Below are 19902 nucleotides of genomic sequence, written 5' to 3'. Positions count from 1 at the left end.
GGACGCCGGATCGTCCGGGGCTGCCTGTGCCTCCGGACCATGGCGGTGGCAAGGCCGCACTTCCACCGGAGGCCCGCGCATGCCACATCCCCCACGGGACGCGATACCGGGACGGAGCGCATGACCGCCACCCTCGATCTCCTGAAGACCCGACGTTCGGTGCCGCCGCCGCTGCTGGACGAGCCGGGCCCGGATCGCGCGCAGCTGGAGGCAATCCTGACCGCGGCCTCCCGCGTGCCCGACCACGGCAAGCTCGCGCCCTGGCGCTTCATCGTGATCGGCGGGGAGGCGCGGTCGCGGGCGGGCGAGATCATTGCGTCGACCTTCGCGGCGGACAATCCGGACGCCTCGCCGGAGCGGCTCGCGCAGGAGCGGGCGCGCCTGACCCACGCGCCGGTGGTCGTCGCGGTGGTCTCGCGAGCTGGGCCGCATGTGAAGATCCCGGAATGGGAGCAGGTGCTCTCCGCCGGTGCCGCCACCATGAACCTCGTGATCGCGGCGAATGCCGCCGGTTTCGCGACCTCCTGGCTGACGGAATGGTTCGCCTACAACCGTCGCGTCCTCGACGCACTGGGCTTGGCGCCGGCCGAGAAACTGGCGGGCTTCGTCCATATCGGCCGGGCGCGCGAGGTGCCCTCCGACCGGCCGCGGCCGGCGCTCGACGACATCGTCACCTACCTCTGAAGGGACCGGCCGTGCATTACGATCTCGCGCTGCCTCGGGAGGCGCGCGCCCTCCCGCACAATCCGCTGAAGGCGATCGTCGCGCCCCGCCCGATCGGCTGGATCAGCGCCATGAACCGTGCGGGCGCGGTGAACCTCGCGCCCTACTCGTTCTTCAACGCCGTGGCCGACAACATGGTCGCGTTCTCCTCCACGGGCCGCAAGGACGCGATGACCTTCGCCGAGGAGGGGCAGGAATTCGTCTGCAGTCTCGCGACCTGGGATCTGCGCGACGGGATGAACGATTCCTCGGCGCCGCTGCCGCGCGGAACGAGCGAGTTCGCCTTCGCCAAGCTGGAGACCGCGCCCTCGCACAAGGTTCGCCCACCGCGGGTGGCCGCCTCGCCGGCGGCGTTGGAATGCCGCTGGTTGCAGACCGTGCCGCTGGTCCCCCTTGAGGGCGGCGAGGCCGAGAATTTCCTGGTGATCGGCCAAGTCGTGTCGATCTATATCGATCCACGCTACGTGGTCGACGGCATGGTCGATACGGCGGCGATGCATCCGATCATGCGTGGCGGATACTTCGACTACTTCCACGTCACGGCCGACACCCGGTTCCAGATGCGCCGGCCGAAGGGCGCCGGGGAGTTCACCGGGTCCTGAAACAGGATCGGGCCGCGCACCGTCGATTGAGGACTTGTTTACCATAGCGGGCGCAGGTTCGGACGGTCCCCACTCCCGTGCGCGCCCGGATGTTCCTGTTCACCACGCCGTCGAGCCCACCGGAGAGCACGCCGCCCCAGGCGCGGTCCCTGCCGGCCGCGCCCGCCTCGGGTCCGGTCGTTCAGGCGATCCGTGACGGAGCGACGGCGAGCGGCGTCGGCTTCGACTATCTCCTCGCCACGGCGCGGCGTGAATCGGCCCTCGATCCCGCCGCCAAGGCGGGGACCTCCTCCGCCACCGGGCTGTTCCAGTTCATCGAGCAGACCTGGCTCGGCGTGATGAAGAATGCCGGGCCGCGGCTCGGTCTGCAGGCCCAGGCCGAAGCCATCACCCGACAGTCGGACGGCACCTATACGGTCCCCGACGCGAGCCAGCGGCAGGCGATCCTCGACCTGCGCCGCGATCCCAAGATCTCCGCCACGCTGGCCGGCGCCCTGACCCAGCAGAATGCGGACGCCCTGACGAGCGCCCTCGGCCGCGAGCCGACCGCGGGCGACCTCTATGCGGCGCATGTGCTGGGCGCGAAGGGTGCCGCGGCCCTGATCTCGACGGCCCGCGCCTTCCCGGAGCGCGCCGCCGCCCTCGACCTGCCGGAGGCGGCCGCCGCGAACCGGGCTCTGTTCTACGACCGCGCCGGACGGCCGCGTAGCGCTGCCGAACTGTATGCCAGCCTCTCGGCGGCCGCACAGGGCGCGGCCGCCACCGACCTGACCGGCCTGCGCCAGGATAATCCCGCCGCGCCGCAGGCCGTGTCGGCCTATGCCAGTGCAGCGACCGCGTTCGGCGGGAGCTCGGATCTGCGCAGCCTGTTCCAGACGGACCAGCGCGGTGCGGCGTCGGATGCCGCGGCGCGGCTCTGGCAGTCCCGCAACACCGCCGCGCCGACGCAGCACCCGGCGCCGACCTACTTCCCGCGCTCCGATTCGGAGCCGCCGTCGCGCGTCGCCGACGCGGAGAATGCCGTCACGGGCGCACTTCCCGAACCGGCGGCGACGCCCGCGGGCGCACCTCTTCTCAATCCGCCGCTGCCGCCCCGCCGACCCGCGGACCTTGCGGTCGCAGTGCCCATGCCCGGCGACAGGACCAGCCTGTTCGCCCCCCGGAGCGGTCGATGATCATCCGCGACTTCCTGGCCTGGACGCAGAATGCTTCGGCCGGAGGCCGGGCCGAGGCGACCGCGTCTCTGGCGCGGGCCTATCTGTACGGGGATCTCAACGCCGACGAGGCCTGGGAGGCCAAGACGGCGCTGCTCGCGCTCTTGGACGATCCATCGCCGCTGGTACGCCGGGCGCTCGCCGAGACCTGCGCGGCCTCAGCACGGGCCCCGCGTCCCCTCGTGGTCGCCCTCTCCTGCGATGTGCCGGAGGTGGCGCGGCTGGTCCTGGCCCGATCCCCGGTCCTCACCGATGCCGATCTCGTGGACGCTGCGGCCCTCGGCGATGAGGCGACCCGCGCGGTGATCGCCGCCCGGCACCACCTGTCGCACGCGGTCTCGGGCGCCCTGGCCGAGATCGGCGAGACGGACACGCTGGTCGTTCTGGCGGCCAATCCGACGGCGAAGATCACGGCCGGCCGGTTGCTGCGCATGATCGAGCGGCGGGGAGACGCGGCGTCCCTGCGCGAGGCGCTGCTTGCCCGGGCCGACCTGCCGCCCGAGGTGCGCCATGCCCTCGGGATCGCGGTGGCACAGGCTCTCTCCGGGTTCGTCACGGACCGGGGCTGGCTCAGCGCCGAGCGTTGCGGCCGGATGAGCCGCGAGGCCGGCGAGCGCGTGGCCCTCGAAGCCTGCGAAGGACGGGGTGCGGCTGCGGTGTCGCGCCTCGTGACCCATCTGCGCACGACCCGGCAGCTGACGGCAGGGCTCGTTCTCCGAGCTGTGCTCTCCGGCCAGATCGACTTCGCCCTGGCCGCCCTGGCCGACCTCTCGGGTCAGGATCATGCCGCGATCGTCCGGGCCATGCGCGACCCGCGCCAGTTCGCGGACCTGCATGCCAGAGCGGGTCTGCCCGACCCGCTCCTGCCGGCGATGCAGGCGGCGCTCTCCGCCTGGCAGGACCTCGCCGGCCGGGCGCTCCCCGCCCGGGGAACCGGTCTGTCGCGGCGGATCATCGAATGCGCCATCGAGGCCTGCGGCGATCTCTCGGATCCGCACATGCATCCGGTCATCACCCTGCTGACCCGCTACGAGGCCGAGGCCGCCCGGGACGAGGCCCGCGAGGCGGCCCGCGCAATCGCCGCACAGGCGCTCGCCCGGGAAACGGCCCGCCGGGAGACCGAAGCCGCCGACGCCGCGTGGCGTGCTGCCTTAGAAAGCCAGCGCCGGACCGCCTTCGTGGCCGAGGCCGGTCCGGATGAATCCGTCATCGTCACAGCCGTTGCCAACGTGCCGGCTGTGGCCGAGCCGCTCAATCCCGTGGGGGCGATCCTCGACGCGTTGCCGGAGCAGATCCTGGCTTGGTACCGCACCGAGGAACTGGACCCGGCCACGCAGGCTGCGACCGATCGGGTGCTCGACGGCCTCGGTGACAGCCTCCTCGACCATTTCCGCGCCAGCCAGGGTCGCGCCGAGCCGGATTCGGAGGAGGCGACCAGCGATCAGGCCGCGCGCATCGCCGCCTGATCGGACGACAGCGCCCGGCCTGGCCGTCGCCGCCTCGTCCTGGGCAAGCGCAGCGGCGGGCGGCACCGCTGCGCCTGGATCGCTCCGCACGGGAAGAGCTTCAGGACACGGCCTTGTCCGACGCAGTCGGAGCCGCGCCCGGATCGGTGGGCGGCCGGGATCGCCGGCTTCCGCAGCCGGTCAGGCACGAGTCCGCAGTCAGGGCACGATCTCGGGCGGCATTCCGCCCGGGATGCCCAGCGGCTCGTTGGCCGGCGGCACATCGTCCGGCTCCGAGTCGGGGATGCCCAGGGGCTCCGGCAGCGGGGTTTGCTGCGGCTCCGGTGTCCGCGCGGGAGATGGCGGCGGGAAGCCGGTGTCAGGATCGCCAGGGTTGCCCGGGTTCGCCATCGGCGCACCTCCCCGTCAGTGGCTCATCAGGCTGCAGACCGACGCGTCGGCCAGGAGGTCACGGGTCACGCCGCCGAAGAACCATTCTCGCAGACGGCTGTAGCCGTAGGCCCCGGTCACGATCAGGTCCGCATCGGCCTCGACAGCTGCCCTCTGCAGTTCCTCGGCCGCCGTCCAGCCCGATGCCACGACTCGGCGCGGCACCGCATTCACGTCGTGGAGGGCCAAGTACCGGGCGACATCCTCGATCTCTGACGCGTCCTCGCCATCGTTGACCCGCACCACTTGGACCGTCTCCGCACGCCTGAGCAACGGCATCGCGTCCCATACGGCCCTGCGGGTCTGCGGAGAGCTCTTCCACCCGACGACGATGCGCTTCGCCTCCATTCGCTCGACGCCGGGCGGTACGACCAGAACCGGACGGCCCAGCTCCATCAGAACGTCCCCGAGGTCGACCGCAGCCCCGAGGGACACCCCCTCGTTCTGCGCGTAGCGACCGACGACGACGAGGTCTGCGGCCCGCGCCTGCTGCTCCAGAAAGCGGACGGGATGGTCGAGATCCGAGCGCCACTCGACGCGGTCGCTGCGGCAGGCGGCCTCCCGGAAGATCTGTTCGAAGCCTGCGAGTCTCGTAAGGGCGGCTTGGCGGATGTCCTCGATGGCCGAGCCCATGGGCACGGCGGTCTCGCCATAGCCCCGCGGATAATCCGGCACGCATGCGGCCACACCGACGAGGCGCGTGCCCAGGCGATGCGCGAGATCCGCCGCGAGTCGTATGCGTTGCGCGGCGTGCAGCCCGTCATCGACCGCGACCATGAGGCTAGCGTACGACATGCGGATATCCTGCGACCGGGAACGGAATACCCACCCACAATGCGGTCGCGGTTTCAGCAGAGCCTTGATCCATCTCAAGACCCGGACGACCCAGCATCTTGCGCTGGATCAAGGCGGCCACGCGCCTTCTGGGCCACCCGTCGTGTCTCGCTTTCGGCACGGGAAGGGGCGCCATGGGCTACGCGAACATCCTCGTCGCCCTCGACCTCAGCGAGGACGCTCCGGACCGGGTCAGCCTCGCCGCCGGATTGGCGCGGCGCTTCGAAGCGATCCTCACGGGTGCGGCCGCCCAGACGGTGCCTGTTCCTATCCTGGTGCGGGACCTCTGCGAGGCGGCCGACGACGTCGAGCAGAATGCGACCCGGGTCCGCGGGATCCTGCAACGGGCGCGCGACGTGTTCGAACACAGCGCCGGCTGCGAGCTGCGCACGATCTGGCACGCGGGCTTCGCCGATCCGCTGACGCATCTTGTCGAACAGGCGAGCACCGCCGACCTCGTCGTCGTGAGCCGGCAGGGGCCGGATGACCCGGAACCGGGTCCGCTTGGCGTGTCGCCGGGGCCCGTCCTGATGCAAGCCGGCCGGCCCGTCCTCATCGTGCCGCCGCGGATCGTCCATCTGAAGGCCGCCCGCATCGTCCTTGCCTGGAAGGACGGTCCTGAAGCGCGCCGGGCGATGTCGGCGGCGCTGCCCTTCTTCCGCGCGGCGGATCAGGTGCTCGTGGCGACCCGCGGCGAGGACCTGCGGGTCGGCAACGCCGAGGATCTGGCGGTTCACCTCGCCCGGCACGGCGTGAGCGCCACCGCCCACCACCTCCACGCTGCCGGCCCGGATGCCGACGCGATCATGCGGTTCGCCCTGGAGCAGGACGCCGACCTGGTCGTCATGGGGGCCTACGGCCATTCCCGCTTGCGGGAATGGATCTTCGGCGGCGTCACGCGCGATGTCCTCGACCGCGCACCCATCTGCAGCCTGATGTGTCACTGATGCGTCGGCGGCTGCTCTCCGTCGGTGTCGCCCTCGGCCTGGATCTGCTCTGCACCGGAGCGATCGGGGCGGAGGAATCCTCGGCGCCGCAGGGGCGGAAGTTTGCGCATGCGCATTGCGCAGGCTGCCACGCCATCGGCCTCCGGGGCGCGAGCCCGATGCGGGCGGCCCCGACCTTCAGGATGTTGGCCGAGCGCTTTCCCGTCGACGACCTCGCCGACGTCCTGATCGAGGGCGTCGAGAGGCGCCATCCGGCGATGCCGGACTTCCGGCTCGAACCGGATGATGCCGCCGACCTCACGGCTTACCTCAAGACGCTGAAACCGTGACGGCCGGTCGACGAATGCACGACCGTGCATCCCGGCCAATGCAGTGCGGATCGGATCGCGGCCGGGTTCAGAAGGCGTAAAAGTCGGTGCAATGCGCCGGCGGAAGGAGACCGGCGTAGCCCCAGATGCAATCGTCGTAGCGCCTCCAGCGCTGGAACCCGTCTGCCGCGCCCATCATCGGAACATGGGCGCCCGTGTCGAATCGGCCGCCGGCCAGGGTCCGGCTTCGCACGCCGCCTTGGAAGGCGGCGCGATCGCGGTAGACCGACGCCCGGTCCCTGAAGCGGGGCGATCTTCGCACGGGGCCGCACGCGCAAGTCGATGTCCGACGCGCCTCGACATGCGCGAAGGGCAGGGCGCCGCTTCCGGGCCGCGCGAGCGCCGCGGTCGATCCGACCAGGACGGCGATGACGAGGACAGAGCGGAACATGACGCCTTCTTCCGGTCACCGGATGACGGCGCGGATCATAGACCCGCACCCCGACCGCGCGTTTGACGCGTGTCAACGGAATCTCATCCGGCGAAGGTCTCGCTGCGTGCGCGATCCGAGGACGCGCCGCCTCGGCAGGCCAAGCTCGTCGGTTCACACTCGAACACAGCATTTTCCCCGGTCGATCGCTGCATAGGCACATCCGATGCGGCGTTCCCGTGTTGATGAAGATCAAGCCGCGGCGGCGGGACACGGCTTATCTGAGTTGCGGATGCGGGTTGGAGCCCGGTCATTTCGCCGGCATCCCGGAGTCCTTCGTGGAGAACGTCGCGCGCCTGCCGAGCGAGCGGTTCGATCCGGTCGCGCAGCCCACCGGAGCCGCTGTCCTGGACATGGTCCGGTCGCTCCTGCTCGAACTGCACCCGGAGCGGGGCGCGACGATCGCGGTCGACCTCGACAGCGACCTCGAACGGGAGTTCGGCCTCGACAGCCTGGGGCGCGCGGAGCTGATCCTGAGGCTGTCGCGCAGCTTCCGGGTGTCGCTGCCGGAGAGGCTGATCGGCGAGGCAGCGACGCCGGCCGCGTTGCTGGCCGCGATCCAGGCTGCGGGCGCCGCGCGCGAGCCCTCGGCGGCGTCCCCGCCACCAGCCGCGCTGCCGACGGCGGCCGAGCCGCACCGGGCCACCACGTGGGCGGACGTGCTCGATTTCCACGTCCGCAATCACCCGGACCGCCCCCATCTTCGATTGCAACAGGAGGACGGGACCGAGACCGTTCTGACCTACGCGGCGCTCGACCGGCGTTCGCGTCAGGTCGCGGCCGGCCTCCTGAAGCTCGATCTCGCCTTCGGCGACCGGGTCGCCCTCATGCTGCCCACCGGGCCCGACTTCTTCCCGGCCTTCCTCGGCACGATCCTGGCGGGTGGGGTCCCGGTCCCGCTCTACCCGCCGTTCCGGCGCGCCCAGATCCAGGATCACCTGCAGCGTCAAGTCGGTATCCTGGCGAACGCCGCGCCGCAGATCCTGATCACCGATGCGGCGATCAAACCCTTCGCCTGGCTGCTGCGCGACGGCGTCGAGAGTTTGCGGGTCCTGACGACCACCGCGGATCTCGTGACGGAAGACGCTCTGGCGGCGGCCGTCCCGGCCACGGGGGCGGACCTTGCGCTGATCCAATACACCTCCGGCAGCACAGGCGATCCGAAGGGCGTGATGCTGACCCACGCCAACCTGCTCGCCAATGTCCGCGCTATGGGCGAAGCGGTGGCGGCCTCGTCGGCTGACGTTGTCGTGAGCTGGCTCCCTCTCTACCACGATATGGGATTGATTGGCTGCTGGCTGGGCAGCCTCTATTTCGGTGCGCCGGCGGCGATCCTTTCACCCCTGGCCTTCCTGGCCGATCCGGGGCGCTGGCTCAGGACAATCCATCGCCAGCGCGGCACGATCTCGGCCGCCCCGAACTTCGCCTACGAGCTGTGTCTCAAGACCTTGCGGGACGAGGATCTCGAGGGGCTCGATCTCAGCTCGCTGCGCGTCCTGACCAACGGGGCCGAACCGGTCAGCCCGGACACGCTGGCCCGGTTCACTGAGCGCTTCGCGGCCTTCGGCCTCCGGCCGTCGGCCGTCACACCCGTCTACGGGCTCGCCGAATGCGCGGTCGGCCTCACCTTTCCGCCCCTCGGCCGGGGCCCGCGCATCGACTGGATCGACCGCGCAACGCTGTCGCGGAGCGGCGAGGCCCTGCCGGCTGAGCCTGGCGCTCCGGGGGCCGTCGCCTTCGCCGCCTGCGGGCATCCGTTGCGCGGCCATCAGATCCGGATCGTGGACGAGGCCGGGCGCGAGGTGCCGGAGCGCCGGGAGGGGCGGCTGCAGTTCAACGGTCCCTCCGCGACGACCGGCTACTTCCGGCGTCCGGAGATCACCCGCGCCCTGTTCGACGGAGCTTGGCTCGAGAGCGGCGACCTCGCCTATTTGGCGAGCGGCGACGTCTTCGTGACGGGGCGTACCAAGGACATCATCATCCGGGCCGGTCGGAAGATCCATCCGCACGAGCTGGAAGAGGTGGCGGGTGCGGTCGACGGCGTCCGAAAGGGCTGTGTCGCGGCCTTCGCGAGCCCCGACCCGAGAACCGGGACGGAGCGGCTGATCCTCGCCGCCGAGACGCGCCTCACCGACGCCGCGGCCCTGGAGGAGCTGCGCCGCACCCTGGCCCGGGAAGCGACGGGCGTGATCGAGCAGCCGCCCGACGTGATCGTCCTGTGTCCGCCCCGCACATTGCCAAAGACGTCGAGCGGGAAGATCCGTCGCGCGGCGACGTGGTCGCTCTACGCGGCAGGCGAACTCGGCCGGCCGGAAGCCGCCCTGCGGACGCAGCTGGTCCGGCTCGCCGTCGCGGGGGCCGCGGCGCGGCTGCGCCGTATCGGGCGGCTCTGGTCGGAGGCAGCCTACGCGGCGTCCTGGTGGGGCGTCCTCGTCGTCATCGGTGCCATCCTATGGCCGCTGGTGCTCGTCCTGCCGAAGCGCGCTTGGCGCTTCGGCGCCCTCCGGACGGGCCTGCGGCTCTTCTTCTGGGTCACGCGGACGCCGTTGACCGTATCGGGCGAGCCCGTCAGCCGCGGCGCCGTCATCGTCGCCAACCATGCGAGCTATCTTGACGGCGCCGTGCTGGCGGCCGTGCTGCCCGGGGCGCCGGTCTTCCTCGCCAAGCAGGAGCTGGCCCGTCAGCGCATCGCCGGGCCGTTCCTGCGGCGGCTAGGAACCGCCTTCGTCCACCGGGGTACCGTGGCGGGTATCGCCGACGCGGCGGCGATCGTCGGGCGCATCCGCGATGGCGAGCAGGTGGTCGCGTTCCCGGAGGGCACCTTTACCCGGACCCCGGGCCTCCTCGGCTTCCATCCCGGTGCGTTTCTGGATGCCTGCCGCGCGGGTGCCCCGATCGTGCCGGTCGCGATCACAGGCACGCGGTCGGCGCTGCGGGCCGATCAGTGGTTCCCCCGGCGGAGCGTGATCCACGTCCATATCGGAGCGCCGATCGCCCCGGACGGCGAGGATTTCCACGCCGCGATCCGCCTGCGCAATCGGGCGCGCGCGGCGATTCTCGCCCGCTGCAACGAGCCGGATCTGTCCCGGGAAGCGGTGCCGCCGCCCGTCGAGCCGGCTCCGGAATGATCATGTCGGGCCGCTCCGAGACACGGATCTGCGCAAAGCCGCCCGCGGAGGCCTCGACGGGCACGATCCCCAGCCTTCTGCGAGCCCAGGCAACCCGCCGCCCGACGGCGGTAGCCTACGTGGCGCACGATCCTGCCGAGGGACGTTTTTCTGCGATCACATGGGCCGAGATGGCCGAGCGGGTCGCCGAACGGGCGGCCGCCCTGGCCAGCGAGGCGCTCGAACCGGGCGCACGGGTCGCGCTCTGGCTGCCGAACGGGATCGAGTGGGTGGCCTTCGATCATGCGGCGCTCTCGCTCGGCCTCGTGGTGGTGCCGCTGTTTCCCGATGACGCTCCCGCCAACGCCGTCGACATCCTAGTGGATTCCGGCGCCCGCATCGTCGTCGTCCGCACGGCGGCGCAGTGGGACAGCCTCGGCGATCGCGCCCAGCTGCGCACAGGAGTTCAGCGCGTGATCGCGCTCGAGGAGCCGCGAGGAACCCGACCTTCCGATCCGCGCCTGCAGAGCCTGCGGTTCTGGCTCGCAGGGGCGCGTGGATCCGTGCTCAATCCTGCCGGGCGCGACCCCGATGCCCTCGCGACGATCGTCTACACGTCGGGGACCACCGGTCGCCCGAAGGGCGTGATGCTCTCGCACCGCAATCTGCTGGCGGTCGCGCAGGCTGTTCTCGACCGCAATCCCGGCTCGGATCGGGACGTGTTCCTGTCCTATCTGCCCCTCGCCCACATCTTCGAGCGTGTGGTCGGGTGCTATCTGCCGCTGATCCTCGGAGCGCCCGTCGTGTTCGCACGATCGGTGGCGCATCTCCAGGAGGACCTCCTGTTCGCACGCCCGACCATCCTGCTGGTGGTCCCGAGCGTGCTGGAACGTCTGCGCCACAGCGTGACGGAACGGGCGGAGCGGACGCCGCCGACGCGCTGGCTGCTGCGCGCAGCCCTGGCCCGAGGCTGGGCGCTCTTCGCGGCCCGGCGGGACGGACGGCGGCTCGGCCTTGCCCGGACCGTACTCGGCCTCCTGCTGCGCAGCATCGTGGGGCGCCCCATCCGCCGCGCGTTCGGCGGTCGTTTGCGGCTCGCGGTCTCTGGAGGCGCCGTGCTTCCGGAAGATACCGCCCGGTTCTGCCTCAGCCTCGGCCTGCCCCTGGTCGAGGGATACGGCCTGACCGAGGCGGCCTCGGCGGTCACGGGATTCCGGCTCGGCGCCACGCGCCCGGGCCGGGTCGGCCCCGCACTCCCCGGAATGGAGATCCGCCTCGCGGCATCGGGGGAAATCCTCGTGCGCTCGCCAGGCGTGATGCTCGGGTATTGGCGCCGTCCGAACCTCACGGGCGAGGTCCTACGTGACGGATGGCTGTATACGGGCGATCTCGGCACGCTGCAGGACGGCGATCTGTGCATCACCGGCCGGCTGAAGCAGATGATGGTCCTGTCGACCGGCGAGAAGATCTCGCCCGAGGCCGTGGAGGCCGCGATCTTGCGCGATCCCCTGTTCCGTCAGGCCATGGTCCTGGGCGAGGGCGAAGCGCGGCTGTCGGTCCTGGCGGTGGTCGATGCGGCGATGTGGACGCAGCTTGCGCAGGATCTGGGTCTCGATCCCGCGGCGGAGGACGCCCTCGATGACGCGCGCGCCCGACGGGCCGCGCTCGATCGGGTCGCCGCGGCGCTGCATGACGGACCCCGCGCTGCCAGGGTCCGGGCGGTGCGTCTGCTGCGGACGCCCTGGACTGTCGAGGACGGCCTCCTGACCCCCACGCTGAAGCTGCGCCGCGCCGTCCTCCTTGACCGGTTCGCCGGAACGGTGGCGGCCCTGCGCGGCGAGCCCGAACCGCCGCGCGCCTGAGCAAGTCTGGGTTCGCCGACACGGTCCACCCCTGATGCGGCTCCGGTTCGCCGCTCAGTACTTATCCGTCAAAACCGCCTCGATCCCGTAACGCACCAGACGATCGCGCGATCTGACGCCCGATCGGATGCGGTGGGCAACTTCGAAGGCGATATGATTCTCGACAAGATATCGCGGAATCATAGGAAACTCGGACAAGAATCCGGTCAATGCGTCGAGGGCCTCTCTGTGGGCTTCGACAGCGAGTCGAATATCCGATGGCGACATCGCGATCCTCCTCCTGGCTTGAGAGTTTGATGCCGGAGACGGATGCGGCAGCGTTGATCCTGATCAATGTGTGCCGCGGTCGACTGCTTCACCGCTTCGACAGACGAAGAGCGCCGCCAGCGCCACGATGGACAGGCTCTCGGTGTCGCGCGAACCGGAATGCTGAAGACGATGGCAACGTTGAAAAAGGCCCGCGGAGTTGATCAGCCCGGACGCCGGGCCACGGCGATCGCGAATGCCAACTGGTTCCGGGCCCGTGCCCGCCAGGCGCTCCGCGAGGGCCATCCGGACAGCAGGCTGCGCGCCGGCCGAGCCCGGGTGGCCGCACGGCTCGTGCTCGAGCGAGCGCGACGCGAGGGCCTTCTGATGGATCAGGCGGCCGGCGCCGCCTGACCGGGAGCCGCGCGGCGCGCGCCGCCTCAGGAGGAACGCCATGACCGACAAGGATTTGCGCCGGGCGGTGCTCGACGAACTCGACTTCGACCCCAGCCTGGACGCCGGGGATATCGGCGTCGCCGTCTCCGAAGGGGTGGTGACGCTCACCGGCCATGTCGGCAGCTATGCCGAGAAGGTGGAGGCGGAGCGCGCCGTGCGCCGCGTCCGGGGCGTGCGCGCCATCGCGCAGGAGATCGCGGTCCGTTACGCCGACGCGAAGAAGGTGGCCGACGACCAGATCGCCGCCCGGGCGCTGGCGATCATCGACTGGTCGGTGCATCTGCCGAAGGACGCCATCCAGGTCACGGTGAGCGGCGGCTGGATCACCCTGACGGGCGCCGTGCCCTGGCGCTACCAGTCGAGATCCGCCGAGGCCGTCGTGCGGCAGCTCTCAGGGGTGCTTGGCGTCACCAACCGGATCGCGATCGAACCGCGCGTTCCACCTGGGGCGGTCAAGGACAAGATCCTGGAGGCGTTTCGGCGAAGCGCGCTGTTCGAAGCCGACGCGATCAAGGTCACCGTCTCGGGCGACCGGGTCATTCTGGAAGGTGCCGTGACGGCCTGGGCCGAGCGTGATGCGGCCGAGCGCGCCGCATGGTCGGTGCCGGGCGTGCGCGCCGTCGAGGACCGCATCGTAGCCATGGCCTGAGCGGACAAGATGGGATGCACCGCGGCGCGGATTCGAGATCGATCCTCGATCCCGGAGACGAACGCGCGCGGCACCGATCCGTCTGGCGGACGGAAAGACACGAAGTGTTCGGACCGGGGGGCCTGTCCCGTCGCGTGACAGATCGCGAGCCGCTGAGGCGCGGTTCCCGGTGTCCGATCAAGGATCGCGCCGGCCTTCGATTCGACTGGCGAAGGCCGGCGCAGGGAGGAACATCCCGGGTCGTCCGGCCAAGTCACGTTCGGCGCATCGCGATGACGCGCCGCGCGCAAAAATCGACATCGCGAAGAGAGACAGTGAATATGGTTTTTCAGCAAAGTTCTTGCCTGATTTCCCGGCGAGCGGTGCGTCGTCTCACTCCGCGGGGGCCGGAGGAGAGATGCCGGTCACTTGGACGGAGGGCTCCTCACTCAGCCAGCGATACAGAATCCCGCCGAGAACCCCACCGAAGATCGGGGCGACCCAGAACAGCCAGAGCTGGGTCAGGGCCCATCCGCCGACGAAGACCGCCGGTCCCGTGCTGCGCGCCGGGTTCACCGAGAGGTTCGTGACCGGGATGCCGACGAGGTGGACGAGGGTCAGGCACAGCCCGATGGCCAGCGGCGCAAAGCCGACCGGGGCCTTGCCGTGCGTCGCGCCCATGATGACGAAGACGAACATCATGGTGAGCACGACCTCGGTCAGGAGGCAGGCGGTCAGCGCGTATTGCCCCGGCGAATGCGCGCCATAGCCGTTGGCGGCGAAGCCCTTCTCGACGGAGAAGGCCGGCGCGCCGCTGGCGATGGCGTAGAGCACAGCCGCGGCGGCGAGGCCGCCGACGACCTGGGCGATGACGTAGGCCGGGATGTCGTGGGCCGGAAACCGGCCTCCGGCTGCGAGTCCGCAGGTCACCGCCGGATTGAGGTGGCAGCCCGAGATGTGCCCGATGGCATAGGCCATGGTGACGACAGTCAGGCCGAAGGCGAGCGCGACGCCGAGGAGGCCGATTCCGACCTGCGGAAACGCGGCCGCGATGACGGCGCTCCCGCAGCCCGCGAAGGTGAGCCAGAACGTGCCAATGGCCTCGGCCGCGCACTTGCGGATATCCATGGAACCTCCTGCGGTCAGGCGAGGCGACATTTCCGTGGCCCGCCCGACCGAGCGGATCGGATTATCCAGGGCCGGACCGCATCCTGCCGCGAAGGGAGGGGCCTCGATTTGAGCTAGATCAATCCCGCATCGCGGGTCTGGTCGCCGGCACCGATCTCTTCGGTGCGGTGCCTCGGTCGATCCGCCTGTTTCTCCCGTGCTGCGCAGGCCATGCCGAGCCGTCGATCGACGCCCGGGCCGTCGAGAACGGGGACCCGCGCCTTTGATTTGAATCAACGCCGTTCCGATCGAACGGGCGATTCAATCGGAAGTGATCGGACGGAGTAGGTACAGCCTCCTCATCCACGGGTCCGACGGGAGGTGTCGTATGGGCGGAACGGTCACCTTTGGAACGCTGCAGACCGGAGCGGGGCGTGCCCGCGGATGGCTCCTCGCGGTCGGCAGCCTGCTGCTGATCCTCGGCATCGTGGGCCTCTTCATGGTGGTCAGCCTCACGATCGTCAGCACGCTCTGGTACGGCGTCCTCCTGATCGCGGCCGGGATCGCCGAGATCGCCGAGGCGCTCGCCAAGCCGTCGGAGGTCGAAGCGTGGCGATCCCGCGTCGTTCGGTTCTTCGCGGGCCTGCTCTACCTCGTCGGCGGTCTTTGGGCCGTCTTCCGCCCCCTCGAAGCGTCGCTCGCCCTCACGCTCGTCCTCGGGCTCACCCTGATCGCCTCCGGCGTGGCGCGCGCGCTCTGGGCCATCGTCCATACGACGCAGCTGTCGCGCGCCACGGTGATCCTGTTCGCCCTGCTCTCGATGCTCCTGGGCGCCGCCATCATTGCGCAATGGCCCTATTCGGGCCTGTGGGCGATCGGCCTCTTCGTGTCCTGCGACCTGATAGCCGCGGGATTGTCATGGGCGTGGATCGGCCTCTTCGGCCCGCCGCCGGTCGCGCCGGCGCTCGCATCGCCCGGAAGCGGGTCGGCGACCCGTTGAGCCGCTGGGGTGAGCGCCGATCTCCGTCGGCGCGGACGGGATCGGGTGGCAGAGCCAGGGACATCAGACCACGAGCCGGAGGATGGCAATGGAACCGATGCATCGTCGTGCCGTGCTGGGCAGTTTCTCGTCCGCCGCCCTGGCGGCTGCGGGCCTGCTCATGGTGCCGGCTGCCGTCTACGCCGCGCCCCTGAGAATCGAGCCCCTCGATGATCCGAGCGGCGCGCCCGTCGAGAAAGCACAGGCCGTCGTCGTCGTCCCGCGGCGGCGCCGCCGCAGGGTCTGCTGGTGGCGACGCGGACGACGGGTCTGCGCCTGGCGCTGACTGGTGCGCCGATGACCGGATCCGGCCGCCGCCGCCCGGCGACCCGGTCGTCCCACGGCAAGCCACCGCGTCCGGGATGGAGCAGACCGATGTCGACGCGCCGCGCCTTCATCAAGACTCTTCCCGCTGTCGGAGCCGCATTCTCCGCAGCCGGATGCCTCCTGGCGGAAGCGCGTGCCGCGGACGACGGGGAATCCCCGGCTGCATCCGCCGGTCCGGAGCACTTCCACCCGAAAGGCAAACCGCCGTCGTCGTTCACCCGCGCCGTGCTCCGGCAGGCCCGCACGCGCCTGCCGTTCGCGGACGACACGGATTTCGAGGAGCAGCGGCGCGGGCTGATCGCCCCCATGGCCGACGGGATCATCCGGGCCGACGATGGTCACGTCGCCTGGGACATGCAGCAGTTCCAGTTCTTGGAGCAGCAGGACGGATTCGACAGTATCCATCCGTCTCTGCTGCGCATCTCGCGTCTCAACAACAATTACGGGCTCTACGAGGTCGTCCCCGGCATCTATCAGGTCCGGGGGTTCGATCTCTCGGACCTCACCATCGTGCGGGGGCGGACGGGTTGGATCGTGTTCGACCCCCTCGTCAGCCAGGAGACCGCACGCGCCGCCTGGGCGCTGTTCCAGGCGCATGCGGGCGAGGGGCGGCCGATCTCGGCCGTGATCTACTCGCATACGCATGGCGATCATTGGGGCGGCGTGCGCGGGATCCTTAAGGAAGAAGACGTGCGGTCCGGCGCCGTGCCGGTGATCGCGCCGGCCGATTTCCTCGTCCATACGGTGGCGGAGAACGTCTACGCCGGCAACGCCATGAACCGGCGGCTGTTCTACCAGTACGGGCTGCTCCTGCCGGCGGCGCCGCACGGCTATGTCGGGCAGGGCCTGGGACAGCGCGTCTCGGCCGGCACCACAGGCCTGATCGCCCCGACGCGCTACGTGGAGAAGCCGATCGAGACCTTCGAGGTCGACGGCATCCCGATGGTCTTCCAGAATACGCCGAACACGGAAGCGCCGCGGGAGATGAACACATACATCCCGGACCGGAAGGCGCTCTGGATGGCGGAGAACGTCATCGCGTCCCTGCACAACATCTACACCCTGCGCGGCGCCCCGGTGCGCGATCCGCTCAACTGGTCGAAATACATCAACGCGGCGCTGTACCGGTTCGGCCGGGAGGCCGAGGTAATGTTCGCCTCCCACCACTGGCCCCGCTGGGGCAATGCGCGGATCCAGGCGGTTCTGCGGGCGCAGCGCGACCTCTACGCCCACATGAACAATCAGGTGCTCCACCTCGCCAACCAGGGCGTGACGATCAACGAGATCCACAAGGTCTACGCGCTGCCGCAGAGCCTACAGCAGACGTGGCATTGTCGCGGCTATCACGGGTCGCCGGAGCACAACAGCCGGGGCGTGATCCAGCGCTATCTCGGATTCTGGGATTGCAACCCGGCGACGCTGATTCCGCTCGCCCCGTCGGAGAGCGCCCCCCTCTACGTCGACATGATGGGCGGTGCGGAGACGATCCTCGCCCGGGGAAAGCGGCTGCACGACGCGGGCCAGTATCTGCTGGCCCAGGAGATCGTGAACAAGCTCGTCCAGGCCGAGCCGCAGAACCAGGCCGCCAAGGACCTCCTCGCCGACATCTTCGAGCAGATCGGCTACCAGCAGGAGAATCCCGGCCTGCGCAACTGCTTCCTGGCTGGCGCCTACGAGCTACGCTCCGGCATCCCGGAAGGCGCGACGGCCAGTTCGAGCAGCCCCGACGTGGTGCGGGCGATGCCGACCGAGCTCTTCCTGAACTTTCTCGGCATCCGCATGGACAGCCGCAAGGCGGAGGGGATGCGCTTCACCATCAACCTGATCACGCCGGACAACGGCGAGCGGTTCATCGTCGAATTGGAAAACGCGACGCTGACCAACATCGCGGGGTTCCAGGCCGAGAAGCCCGATCTCACCCTGACCATCAACCGGTCGGATCTCGAGCAGACGATGATCGGCGCCAAGACCCTGGAGGCGCAGATTGCCGACGGGACCGCGCAGGTCGAGGGCGACGCCGGCATCCTGAGCCGGCTGGCCGCCACGATGGTGACGTTCGACCCGCGATTCGAGATCCTGCCCGGCACCAAGGCGCGCGGCGCCACCAATCGCGTGCAGTCCGACCCGTATCGGGCCGATTCCGGCGAGGCGGTCGCCGAGTAGCCGGCGACCGCCGCTCTTGCTCCGCAGCCGGTCGCGGTCCGGGATGGCCGCAGGGCGACGGAAGAGGTGCTCACGGGATGAGGGTATCGGTCCCATGTCGGATGAGGCGATCACGGCGGGCAGGCGGGGGCGGGATCCGGTCCTGATCGATCTGGCCCTGCAGGGCGGCGGCGCGCACGGCGCCTTCACATGGGGGGTCCTCGATCGCCTGCTCGAGGAGCCCTGGCTGAGCATCGACGGCATTTCCGGGACGTCGGCCGGTGCCATGAACGCAGCCGTCCTCATCGACGGCTACGAGCGGGACGGGGCCACCGGTGCGCGCGCGGCACTCCAGACCTTCTGGGACGCCGTCTCGCGCGCGGCCCGGTTCAGCCCGCTGCAGCGCAGCCCGCTCGACGTGATACTGGGCCGCTGGACGCTCGATTCCGCGCCTCTGTATCTGGCCGCGGACCTGATGGCGCGGGTCTTCTCCCCGTATGACCTCAATCCGCACGACTTCAACCCGCTCAGACAGATCCTGGACTCGCGGCTGGATTTCGAGCGTATCGCACGGAGCCGGATCAAGCTCTTCGTCACCGCGACGGATGTTCATACGGGCCGGGGCCGGGTGTTCCGCAACGCCGAGGTCACTGCCGACGTGCTCCTCGCCTCGGCATGCCTGCCGACCCTGTTCCAGGCGGTGCGGATCGACGGTGCCTCCTACTGGGATGGAGGCTATTCCGGAAACCCGACGATCACCCCCCTGGTCCGCGAATGCGAGTCGCGCGATACGATCATCGTGCAGGTCAATCCGGTCGAGCGCAGACAAGCGCCGACCTCGGCCCGGGAGATCCTCAACCGGCTCAACGAGATCTCCTTCAACGCGGTCCTGCTCAAGGAACTGCGGATGATGGCCTTGCTGCGGCAGGTCGCGCCCACGGACAATTCCGAGTGCGCCCGATGGGCGGCCATGCGCATGCACCGCATCGCCAGCGACGTTGTCGCCGAGCTGGGCTCGTCCTCGAAGCTCAACGCGGAATGGGCATTCCTGACGATGCTTCGGGACGAGGGACGCCGGAGCGCCGCGACCTTCCTGACCGATCATGGGCCGGATCTGGGCCGGCGTCCGTCGTTCGATCTCGACCGACTGCTCGAAGGCGTCTGACGCAGCCGGAACGCCCCATCGCGCATGACAGAGCTTGCTCAACTTGATCAATATCAAGGCGCCTATATTGATTTATGACTTATATTTATTTGGTATAAATGCAGCATGTGTTCCATTTATCAGTCTTGCGCGTCGCAGATCGACGATATTTTGTCAGACTAAATGGGCCTCTGCCCAAGCCTCTTCACACCGGTTCACGCGCATGATCGGCGCGGCACTTCGCAGTCGGACCGGCCCGATTCCGGGGGAGCACCTTCACACCGAAGACCGCTCGTCGCATCCGGCCGGCCCCGGAAACGGCCCGGCGCCCACAGACAGAGGAGTGAACGCTTATGCACACGATCCGGGCTCTTCGCGCGGCGCTGGCCGCCTTACCCCTGTTGACCTTCGCGACGTTCGCGGACGCGACGGCCGCTGGCCCCGCACCGGGCAAGGCGCTGGCCGGACCGACGGTGTCGGAAGCCAGGGTCACCATCGGCCGTCACAAGGCACTTCCGAAGAAGAAGCGTATCCATCGCGAGCGGAAGATGTAGGGGCGATCGAGCGACCGCAAATGCATGACTGACTTGACCGGCTGGCTTAGAACCGAACCGATCGAGAGCATCTGCCCGGTGCAAAGCCAGCCTGTCAGGGTATCGGGTTCGCGCCGAACGAGAAGTTTTGGCACGGGGCCACCGCGACCACGGCGATGACGCATGCCGCGATCCAAGGCCGGACGGCAAGGCCGGCCCTGAGATGGAGCGGGTCACCGAAGGACCGTATGCCGGGTCATGAGGTCGGGCCGCGCGTTCGGCAATCAGCAACACGATG

General features: G+C 69.7%; 19 protein-coding genes. 14 read left to right on the top strand and 5 right to left on the bottom strand.

Going from position 1 to position 19902, the window contains the following annotated elements; all coding sequences use genetic code 11:
* Positions 1-120: 120 nt before the first annotated feature.
* The 4 genes from ABIC70_RS07845 (at position 121) to ABIC70_RS07830 (ending at position 4005) form a co-directional block, all read left to right on the top strand.
* Positions 121-684 carry a nitroreductase family protein gene (locus ABIC70_RS07845; RefSeq protein ID WP_354439366.1) on the top strand — a complete coding sequence of 188 codons (564 nt, stop codon included), beginning with the start codon at positions 121-123 and terminating at the stop codon, positions 682-684.
* An 11-nt stretch (positions 685-695) separates the two neighbouring features.
* Positions 696-1325, top strand: a complete 630-nt coding sequence (locus ABIC70_RS07840; protein ID WP_043349196.1) for a flavin reductase family protein — start codon at positions 696-698, stop codon at positions 1323-1325.
* Positions 1326-1414: 89 nt separating this feature from the next.
* Positions 1415-2500 (top strand): lytic transglycosylase domain-containing protein, encoded by a 1086-nt coding sequence (locus tag ABIC70_RS07835; protein WP_354439560.1) that lies wholly within the window; start codon positions 1415-1417, stop codon positions 2498-2500.
* Positions 2497-4005 (top strand): DUF2336 domain-containing protein, encoded by a 1509-nt coding sequence (locus ABIC70_RS07830; protein ID WP_354439365.1) that lies wholly within the window; start codon positions 2497-2499, stop codon positions 4003-4005. Before ABIC70_RS07835 ends, ABIC70_RS07830 begins: the two co-directional genes overlap by 4 nt.
* Positions 4006-4203: 198 nt before the next feature.
* On the opposite strand, the gene ABIC70_RS07825 is transcribed toward ABIC70_RS07830, so the two are convergent.
* On the bottom strand, positions 4204-4395 hold the full coding sequence (locus ABIC70_RS07825; protein WP_043382136.1) for a hypothetical protein: 192 nt from the start codon (positions 4393-4395) through the stop codon (positions 4204-4206).
* Between the two features lie 15 nt (positions 4396-4410).
* A complete protein-coding gene (locus tag ABIC70_RS07820) occupies positions 4411-5229 on the bottom strand; it encodes a universal stress protein (protein WP_053608952.1) in 819 nt (272 codons plus the stop codon).
* A gap of 173 nt (positions 5230-5402) precedes the next feature.
* Here ABIC70_RS07820 and ABIC70_RS07815 point away from each other — a divergent pair, with 173 nt between their 5' ends.
* On the top strand, positions 5403-6215 hold the full coding sequence (locus ABIC70_RS07815; protein WP_354439362.1) for a universal stress protein: 813 nt from the start codon (positions 5403-5405) through the stop codon (positions 6213-6215).
* Entirely contained in the window at positions 6215-6544 is a 330-nt protein-coding gene (locus tag ABIC70_RS07810) for a c-type cytochrome (RefSeq protein WP_274925999.1), read from the top strand. The genes ABIC70_RS07815 and ABIC70_RS07810 overlap by 1 nt, the downstream gene beginning before the upstream one ends.
* 67 nt (positions 6545-6611) lie before the next feature.
* Here ABIC70_RS07810 and ABIC70_RS07805 read toward each other — a convergent pair whose 3' ends face one another.
* The gene (locus ABIC70_RS07805) at positions 6612-6974 is read right to left on the bottom strand and encodes a hypothetical protein (RefSeq protein WP_354439361.1); all 363 of its coding nucleotides are present in this window, start codon (positions 6972-6974) and stop codon (positions 6612-6614) included.
* 278 nt (positions 6975-7252) lie between these two features.
* On the opposite strand from ABIC70_RS07805, the gene ABIC70_RS07800 reads away from it, so the two are divergent.
* Positions 7253-10141 carry an AMP-binding protein gene (locus ABIC70_RS07800; protein ID WP_354439360.1) on the top strand — a complete coding sequence of 963 codons (2889 nt, stop codon included), beginning with the start codon at positions 7253-7255 and terminating at the stop codon, positions 10139-10141.
* Positions 10138-11982, top strand: coding sequence for an AMP-dependent synthetase/ligase (locus tag ABIC70_RS07795; protein WP_502915958.1), 1845 nt, complete (start codon positions 10138-10140; stop codon positions 11980-11982). Before ABIC70_RS07800 ends, ABIC70_RS07795 begins: the two co-directional genes overlap by 4 nt.
* Positions 11983-12312: 330 nt before the next feature.
* Here ABIC70_RS07795 and ABIC70_RS07790 read toward each other — a convergent pair whose 3' ends face one another.
* Complete coding sequence (locus tag ABIC70_RS07790; RefSeq protein WP_354439358.1) at positions 12313-12684, bottom strand: hypothetical protein; 372 nt, start codon at positions 12682-12684, stop codon at positions 12313-12315.
* Here ABIC70_RS07790 and ABIC70_RS07785 point away from each other — a divergent pair.
* Complete coding sequence (locus ABIC70_RS07785; RefSeq protein WP_274925996.1) at positions 12683-13333, top strand: BON domain-containing protein; 651 nt, start codon at positions 12683-12685, stop codon at positions 13331-13333. The two genes, ABIC70_RS07790 and ABIC70_RS07785, sit on opposite strands and share 2 nt — an antisense overlap.
* A 372-nt stretch (positions 13334-13705) precedes the next feature.
* On the opposite strand, the gene aqpZ is transcribed toward ABIC70_RS07785, so the two are convergent.
* A complete protein-coding gene (gene aqpZ, locus ABIC70_RS07780; protein ID WP_354439356.1) occupies positions 13706-14440 on the bottom strand; it encodes an aquaporin Z in 735 nt (244 codons plus the stop codon).
* Positions 14441-14807: 367 nt separating this feature from the next.
* Between aqpZ and ABIC70_RS07775 the strand changes: the two genes are divergently transcribed.
* From ABIC70_RS07775 to ABIC70_RS07755, 5 genes are all read left to right on the top strand, one after another.
* Entirely contained in the window at positions 14808-15419 is a 612-nt protein-coding gene (locus ABIC70_RS07775; RefSeq protein WP_043350331.1) for an HdeD family acid-resistance protein, read from the top strand.
* A 97-nt stretch (positions 15420-15516) separates the two neighbouring features.
* Positions 15517-15744 carry a hypothetical protein gene (locus ABIC70_RS07770; protein WP_354439354.1) on the top strand — a complete coding sequence of 76 codons (228 nt, stop codon included), beginning with the start codon at positions 15517-15519 and terminating at the stop codon, positions 15742-15744.
* An 89-nt stretch (positions 15745-15833) separates the two neighbouring features.
* Complete coding sequence (locus ABIC70_RS07765) at positions 15834-17948, top strand: alkyl/aryl-sulfatase (RefSeq protein ID WP_354439353.1); 2115 nt, start codon at positions 15834-15836, stop codon at positions 17946-17948.
* Positions 17949-18042: 94 nt separating this feature from the next.
* Positions 18043-19092, top strand: a complete 1050-nt coding sequence (locus tag ABIC70_RS07760; RefSeq protein WP_274925993.1) for a patatin-like phospholipase family protein — start codon at positions 18043-18045, stop codon at positions 19090-19092.
* Between the two features lie 332 nt (positions 19093-19424).
* Positions 19425-19625 (top strand): hypothetical protein, encoded by a 201-nt coding sequence (locus tag ABIC70_RS07755; RefSeq protein ID WP_182592529.1) that lies wholly within the window; start codon positions 19425-19427, stop codon positions 19623-19625.
* Positions 19626-19902: the final 277 nt, after the last annotated feature.

Source organism: Methylobacterium sp. 1973 (genome assembly GCF_040545035.1).
GTDB classification, from domain to species: domain Bacteria; phylum Pseudomonadota; class Alphaproteobacteria; order Rhizobiales; family Beijerinckiaceae; genus Methylobacterium; species Methylobacterium fujisawaense.
This window is presented reverse-complemented; position numbering and strand designations above follow the sequence as displayed.

Coding starts and splice junctions, on each gene's coding strand:
- ABIC70_RS07845 (WP_354439366.1), top strand. CDS start 121: ATGACCGCCACCCTCGATCTCCTGAAGACCCGACGTTCGGTGCCGCCG.
- ABIC70_RS07835 (WP_354439560.1), top strand. CDS start 1,415: ATGTTCCTGTTCACCACGCCGTCGAGCCCACCGGAGAGCACGCCGCCC.
- ABIC70_RS07830 (WP_354439365.1), top strand. CDS start 2,497: ATGATCATCCGCGACTTCCTGGCCTGGACGCAGAATGCTTCGGCCGGA.
- ABIC70_RS07825 (WP_043382136.1), bottom strand. CDS start 4,395: ATGGCGAACCCGGGCAACCCTGGCGATCCTGACACCGGCTTCCCGCCG.
- ABIC70_RS07820 (WP_053608952.1), bottom strand. CDS start 5,229: ATGTCGTACGCTAGCCTCATGGTCGCGGTCGATGACGGGCTGCACGCC.
- ABIC70_RS07815 (WP_354439362.1), top strand. CDS start 5,403: ATGGGCTACGCGAACATCCTCGTCGCCCTCGACCTCAGCGAGGACGCT.
- ABIC70_RS07810 (WP_274925999.1), top strand. CDS start 6,215: ATGCGTCGGCGGCTGCTCTCCGTCGGTGTCGCCCTCGGCCTGGATCTG.
- ABIC70_RS07805 (WP_354439361.1), bottom strand. CDS start 6,974: ATGTTCCGCTCTGTCCTCGTCATCGCCGTCCTGGTCGGATCGACCGCG.
- ABIC70_RS07795 (WP_502915958.1), top strand. CDS start 10,138: ATGATCATGTCGGGCCGCTCCGAGACACGGATCTGCGCAAAGCCGCCC.
- ABIC70_RS07785 (WP_274925996.1), top strand. CDS start 12,683: ATGACCGACAAGGATTTGCGCCGGGCGGTGCTCGACGAACTCGACTTC.
- ABIC70_RS07790 (WP_354439358.1), bottom strand. CDS start 12,684: ATGGCGTTCCTCCTGAGGCGGCGCGCGCCGCGCGGCTCCCGGTCAGGC.
- aqpZ (WP_354439356.1), bottom strand. CDS start 14,440: ATGGATATCCGCAAGTGCGCGGCCGAGGCCATTGGCACGTTCTGGCTC.
- ABIC70_RS07775 (WP_043350331.1), top strand. CDS start 14,808: ATGGGCGGAACGGTCACCTTTGGAACGCTGCAGACCGGAGCGGGGCGT.
- ABIC70_RS07770 (WP_354439354.1), top strand. CDS start 15,517: ATGCATCGTCGTGCCGTGCTGGGCAGTTTCTCGTCCGCCGCCCTGGCG.
- ABIC70_RS07765 (WP_354439353.1), top strand. CDS start 15,834: ATGTCGACGCGCCGCGCCTTCATCAAGACTCTTCCCGCTGTCGGAGCC.
- ABIC70_RS07760 (WP_274925993.1), top strand. CDS start 18,043: ATGTCGGATGAGGCGATCACGGCGGGCAGGCGGGGGCGGGATCCGGTC.
- ABIC70_RS07755 (WP_182592529.1), top strand. CDS start 19,425: ATGCACACGATCCGGGCTCTTCGCGCGGCGCTGGCCGCCTTACCCCTG.